The sequence below is a fragment of the Galactobacter sp. genome (genome assembly GCF_022712295.1).
Taxonomy (GTDB): domain Bacteria; phylum Actinomycetota; class Actinomycetes; order Actinomycetales; family Micrococcaceae; genus Galactobacter.
Window position 1 is genome coordinate 1 of the sequence record NZ_JALAGT010000065.1, and the last position, 3,440, is coordinate 3,440.

Consider the following 3,440-nt stretch of genomic DNA (forward strand, 5'->3'; position numbering starts at 1 on the left):
CTCCGGACGCACGGAGAAGAGGAGTATTCCGGCGGTGGCACGGTCCAGGCGGTGCATGGGGATGATCTCCGGCAGTCCCAGGCGATTCCGGAGACGGACCAGGGCGGATTCCTGCACGTAGCGGCCGCCCGGGGTGGTGGGGAGGAAGTGGGGCTTGTCCACCACCAGCAGGTCGCGGTCCAGATGCAGGATCTGCTCGTGGAAGGGGACCGGCTCCTCCTTCGGGAGGTCGCGGTAGTACCAGAGGAACTCGTGGGATCCTAAGGGTGCGGTGGCGTCGATGATGGTGCCTCCCACTCCCTGGACCTCGCCGGTGGCGAATCTGCGCTTGAGGCCGTCGGCGTCGATGTGCCCGAATCGTGCCAGAACGTAGTCCTGAATGGTGGGCCACGGCCCGGTCAGCGGCAGGTGCAGGCGGGTGGCGTTGACCCCGTTGCGGACGGGCAGGGGGGAACGCAGGGACATGAGCTCCATTGTCCCGCACGCTGGTGGGTGGACGTGCACGCTGGTGGGCGCAGGTCGGTGGAGCTCGCCGGCGGCCTCCGCCGTCGGTGTGGGCGTCCGGCCATCGATACGGGCTTCCACCAGGGCTCGGTTGCCATACTGGGGTTCGTGATCGATTCCTTGCCGCTGCCCACCGTCGTCGAAACCCCTACTGGTCTCGTCGAGTTGCGTGCGGCCGTGGAATCGGATCTCGACGCCCTCATGGAGCTTCTGGCCGACGACTCCGTATCGCGTTCGCGTGGCGACGTCGCCTCCGACGCTGATGTCGCGGCCTACGCGGCCGGACTACGTGCGGTGACCCGTGACCCCTCCAATGTTGTCGTGGTGGTGGAACGCAGGCCGACGGGCGGGGCCGAAGAAGAGCCCGGCTCCGACGTGATCGGGATGCTCCAATTGACCGCGATCCCTGGGCTGGCGCGGCGGGGTGCACTGCGGCTCTTGGTCGAGGCGGTGCGGATCGCGGCCACGGAACGAGGGAACGGGATCGGTGGTGCCGTCATGGAATGGGCGAAGGGTCCGGCCGCCTTGGCCACTGGGGCCGGGCTGGTGCAGCTGACCTCGGACGTCCAGCGCTCGGATGCGCACCGGTTCTACGAACGCCTCGGGTTCGTGGCCTCCCATGTGGGGTTCAAGTATTTCCCGGATCGCGAGTAAACGGAATCGCGAGTAGACGGGATTCCGAGTAGGCCGGATCGGGACCAGATCGCGGTGCGTTGCTGCCCGATGCTTTGCAGGACAACCTGGCTGGGAATGCGTCGTCTGTTGACTCCGCGATACTACTGTGCGGTAACTTGAGATGCATTCGCCAGTGACCACCGGCTGCCGCGTCCGGGCGCAGTTCGAGTGCCATCCCCATACCGGCTCAAGACCGGGCGGCTTTGCGCCATCGGTGCATCGCGGCCAGCTGATAGGAGCAAGCCAACCGTGAACCTCTATTTCCGCCTGTTGATCCTTCGCCTCCGGGCGCTACGCACACGCCGCCGCGGTCCGGCGAGCTTCCCGGGCGGCAGGCCAACCGCGTGGTCCATTTTCCGCACTCCGTTCAGGGTTGCGCCGTTGGACCTGGATCAGTTGGGGCACATGAACAATGGCCGTTACCTGACCATCTTGGACCTTGGGCGCATGGACCTGATGTTGACCTCCGGATTGTGGGGCAGGTGCAAGGATCTTGGCTGGTATCCGGTGGTCGCCGCGCAGACCATCAGCTATCGCAAGTCCCTGCACCCTGGCGAGCGCTTCGACGTCGTCACCAAGCTGCTCGGGATCGAGGACCGCTGGGTTTTCATGGAGCAGTCCTTCTGCATCGGCGACGAGGTCCATGCCCAGGCCATCGTGAAGGCCCGCTTCCTGAAGCGTTCCGGGGGTGGGGTTTCCGCTGAGGAGCTACTGGCTGTGGCCGGCCCCGCGCCGGAAGGCCGTGAGGTCCCGGAATGGGTGCATCTGTGGTCCGATGCGGTGAAGCCGCCCAAGACGCTGACCTGATCAGCGTCCAATCAGTTGCTGACGATGGGCGCAGGTTGGCTATCACCCGTTGCTTGGCGCCGAGCGGGTCTCGGGCGCCCGTCGGAACTACTCAAACGGGATCCATGATCTGCATCGGGGTCCAGTCGGGGAACCATGGCCCAGGGCTGGTGGAGGAGGTGAGCCGCTCATTCCGCCTGAAGTGGCCAAAGGTCGTGGATGATCCCGCCGTGAACGGGGTGCGGTAGCTCGTGACACTCTTGCGTCGTTCGGTCTTGAGGTCTGCCACGAGGGAGCCGTCCAGGATCGGAATGATGCTCTGATCCAGGTCCTCGATGAGCTCGGCCGATCCGCCGTCACAGGCGTCGCAGCCGCAATCGGGGACTATCCCCAATGGCGCCATCAGAGGGTGACCGGTCGCGACGAAGACCCCAGGCGTCACGTCGCCGGTCGAGGTGCCCGTGCGTGCCAGAGCTAGAACGCCTCCTCCGGGCTGTAGCGGCTCCAAGATGACTACCGGACGTTTGGCGAACGGCTTCTCCTCCGCCCAGACCAGCTCATCGACATTCTGCTCAGCCCGTTGCGCCCACTCATGTTCCATGATGACCTGCTCCCATGCCGCCGCACGGGCCCAGAGGATCTCGTAGCGTTCCGGTCGCGTGACGCGTTCGTACCAGGCCTCCGGTATGACTTCCTCGCGGGGGCTCTCCCAGTGCGGGGTGCCTGCACCTGTTTCGGCGAATGCCTCCTCGACCTCGGTCATGATCTGTCGCCAGGCGGGAGTCAGCTCCTCGCTCTCAAGCCACCACGGTGTGGATTCCGTAGGGTCGGTGCTGTCCTCACTCATATTCGCAGACTACTGCCGTTCGGCGTCATGCCACGCTGTAGGGGCTGTTCTCGTCTCCCGGTCAGTCGTCCGTCTCTGGGTTGCGACTCAGGCGCCTATCGGCCCGTGCTGCCCACCGATCCGGGCGCCCCTGGTCCCAGATACCCGTGCTGCCCAGTCGCGCTCGCCGAGAAACCGATCGCCCCGCCCGGCCTTGACGTCGCCGCGGGACCTCCTTTGACGACCCACCACTCTTCATTAGGCGCTGCCACCACCCAACCATCCCGCCGCTGCAGGCTACACACCTTCCGCCCGGCCACGTGAGTCCCTGCCAGTGGATCCGTCGTCCGCTCCATCCCGCCTGGGCGATCCTCCCGTCAGGCTCGACCGACCACCTCGGTCGCTCACCTGGGGTCAACCCAATTCCCATGCGACGCTTAACCGGCTTTCTGGAATCCAGGATTGTTGATAGGCAGTTTTGTGGGCGTGTCGTCCACAGTTTGTGGATTAGTCACTCCCTAGATCCCGGGTATCTGGGAATCACCTGGCAGTTAAGAAAAGCACTGGCTCTGGTTGTTCTGTGCTAGTAGAGTTAGTGCATGGAAGCGAATCGGGGGATCCGCTCAGGGGGACACACCACCTCAGGGGA

General features: G+C 65.0%; 4 protein-coding genes. 2 read left to right on the forward strand and 2 right to left on the reverse strand.

Annotated features, from left to right (window positions below):
- A partial coding sequence (locus Q0A15_RS05170) for a pseudouridine synthase (RefSeq protein ID WP_291278465.1) occupies positions 1–465 on the reverse strand: 465 nt, incomplete at its 3' end.
- Between the two features lie 147 nt (positions 466–612).
- Between Q0A15_RS05170 and Q0A15_RS05175 the strand changes: the two genes are divergently transcribed.
- Both Q0A15_RS05175 and Q0A15_RS05180 read left to right on the forward strand, forming a co-directional pair.
- Positions 613–1,158, forward strand: a complete 546-nt coding sequence (locus Q0A15_RS05175; protein WP_291278466.1) for a GNAT family N-acetyltransferase — start codon at positions 613–615, stop codon at positions 1,156–1,158.
- Between the two features lie 270 nt (positions 1,159–1,428).
- Positions 1,429–1,986 carry an acyl-CoA thioesterase gene (locus Q0A15_RS05180; RefSeq protein WP_291278467.1) on the forward strand — a complete coding sequence of 186 codons (558 nt, stop codon included), beginning with the start codon at positions 1,429–1,431 and terminating at the stop codon, positions 1,984–1,986.
- A gap of 91 nt (positions 1,987–2,077) precedes the next feature.
- Here the strand turns inward: Q0A15_RS05180 and Q0A15_RS05185 are convergent, their stop codons facing one another.
- Positions 2,078–2,812 carry a DUF6226 family protein gene (locus tag Q0A15_RS05185; RefSeq protein WP_291278468.1) on the reverse strand — a complete coding sequence of 245 codons (735 nt, stop codon included), beginning with the start codon at positions 2,810–2,812 and terminating at the stop codon, positions 2,078–2,080.
- Positions 2,813–3,440 lie beyond the last annotated feature (628 nt).

What these genes read in the sequence shown, in the direction of transcription:
- Q0A15_RS05185 (WP_291278468.1), bottom strand. Translation starts at nt 2,812, where the DNA reads ATGAGTGAGGACAGCACCGACCCTACGGAATCCACACCGTGGTGGCTT.